The sequence below is a fragment of the Methanoculleus sp. MH98A genome, assembly GCF_000691865.1.
Classification (GTDB): domain Archaea; phylum Halobacteriota; class Methanomicrobia; order Methanomicrobiales; family Methanoculleaceae; genus Methanoculleus.
The window spans coordinates 1-2,044 of the sequence record NZ_JMIO01000136.1 but is presented as its reverse complement, the minus strand read 5'-3'; the positions used below and the strand labels follow the sequence as shown (position 1 = coordinate 2,044).

The following is a 2,044-nucleotide window of genomic DNA, read 5'->3' as shown; positions in this document are numbered from 1 at the left end:
CCTCTGATGTGGCATTCTCAAGACTATACGCCTGCCCTATCCCGCAGATGAGGCAGAATGCAATGAAGCATGCAAGGATCTTTCTGATCCTTCGGTGCCCGGGTGGTTTGGGGCACGTTATGAGACTGCTATGGGATATTGGAACTGGATAGCACCTGATCCGGGTCATGGTGTGCAGTGATACGGAATAGGTGTATATATATCTATCTCACCACGAGATTGGGTTACATGTCCCTTTTATTTTTACGCTGTTATCACAATCCCCCGTTCTTCCCGGAAGGTCGGCACATTGCATCTCGTATCGTAAGAAGAAGGAGGTTGCACGCATCCGTCGCCGGTGAAAACGGTTTGACGTTCGGTCACGCCGCTGCGATCTTCCGGTACACCGCCTGCGCCCAGGCGCGGACGGCTCCCCAGTCGCGGAAGTCTCCGGTCTTTGCCCGGATCATCTTGATGATGGTGCGGTCGGTGAAGGACAGGCCGCTGTTCTCCAGTTTGCCCGGAAAGATACCGACTTCCACCGGGTTGACGAGCAGCCTGACCGCGTCCATGGACGCTTCCGCGTTCCTGAGGATCTCGGGGCTTCTGTCCGTGACCGTGAGCCCCACGGAGAAGTAGGCGACAGGGATGGTGCGCAGGCTCTGCTGGTTCTTTTCGATGAAGACCTGCGGTTCCGGGAGCCATTTCCCCATGTATATCGGGCTCCCGATGACGGCGGCCCGGTACGGGGAGAGATCCTGGATTTCGTCCACCGGCCTTACATCGACCTCTGCACCGACCTTCTGGAGTTCGTCGCCGATCGCCTCCGCCACTTCTGCGGTAGAGCCGTAGCGGGTGGCGTAGGCAACAAGAATCCTCTCTGCCATAAACAATTATTTCTCGTTCGATTGGTCTTATTCGTTGCGGGTCAGGTTACGTTCTTATGGGTTTGGTTCCCTCTTAGGTTCCGATGGCGACTAGAGATGAGAATGCCGGAAGATGGTATCACAGAGGTCAGGCTCTCTGCACCACCAGCTGTTTCAACGATGCGGTCGTCTGTTACGATAAGGCACTTGAACTCTCTCCCGACGATCCTGTTCTCTGGAAGAGGAAGGGGTTTGCGCTCATCAAGGCCGGCCGCTACGACGAGGCTGCCGCCTGTTTTGACCGGGCGCTTGCCGCAGATCCCGAAGATGCGACGGCCTGGCAGCGGAAGGGCTACGCTCTCGCGCACCTCGGGGAGCATGAAAGTGCGGTCGCCTGCTGCGATAAGGCGCTCAGGCTCGACCCGGAGCACATTCTCGCCTGGCAGAGCCGGGGCTGGGTGCTCGGGGCGATGTGCCGTTACGACGAGGCGACAGAATGCTACGAGGCGGTTCTCTCGATCGACCGGAACGGGGGTCGGCGGCCTGGCACCGGGACCGGATGCGGGAGAGACGGGATCTCGCGGCGCTCGCGTCTGAGATCCGGGAGGCCGAGCGGGTCATTGAGGTGCCGGCCTGCATCCGCGACGTGGCCGAGGAACGGGACTACGGCAATGTCGGGCTCGCGCGGATGCTGCTTTGCGAACTCGCCCGCAGGGCGGAGAGGCCGGCGGTTCAGCGGCGGTGAACGCGGGCGGTTTACCCCCGATCTATTTTTTTATCTATCTCGCGTAAGACACAAGGCTCTTCTGAAGCGGAGTTTGAGCACCGCAGGTGCGAATGAGGAGGCCGGAGGCCGGGCGAGGTGGGGATTGTAGCAGCAACTTTCTCCGGCTCTGACAGATGTTGGCACGGATTTCAAGGGGATATCGCCGTTGGGGGAACGACACTCCGCTAGGAGTGGAGTTCGAGCACCGAAGGTGCGAGGCGCGAACGCAGTGAGCGTGAGCACCGAAGGTGCGAGGCGCGAACGCAGTGAGCGTGAGCACCGAAGGTGCGAGGCGCGAGCGCAGCGAGCTTGAGCACCGATAGGTGCGAGGCGCGAACGCAGTGAGCGTGAGCACCGAAGGTGCGAGGCGCGAACGCAGTGAGCGTGAGCACCGAAGGTGCGAGGCGCGAACGCAGTGAGCGTGAGCACCGWT

The 2,044-nt window shown here is 60.4% G+C and carries 2 protein-coding genes and 1 pseudogene; 2 read left to right on the top strand and 1 reads right to left on the bottom strand.

Features of this window, described 5'->3' with window-relative positions; translation table 11 throughout:
- Positions 1-359: 359 nt before the first annotated feature.
- Positions 360-866, bottom strand: coding sequence for a flavodoxin domain-containing protein (locus EI28_RS12015; protein WP_048115129.1), 507 nt, complete (start codon positions 864-866; stop codon positions 360-362).
- Positions 867-949: 83 nt separating this feature from the next.
- Here EI28_RS12015 and EI28_RS15065 point away from each other — a divergent pair.
- A pseudogene (locus tag EI28_RS15065) lies at positions 950-1,333 on the top strand (tetratricopeptide repeat protein); the annotation flags it as partial.
- Between the two features lie 8 nt (positions 1,334-1,341).
- Complete coding sequence (locus EI28_RS15060; protein ID WP_231476808.1) at positions 1,342-1,590, top strand: hypothetical protein; 249 nt, start codon at positions 1,342-1,344, stop codon at positions 1,588-1,590.
- Positions 1,591-2,044: the final 454 nt, after the last annotated feature.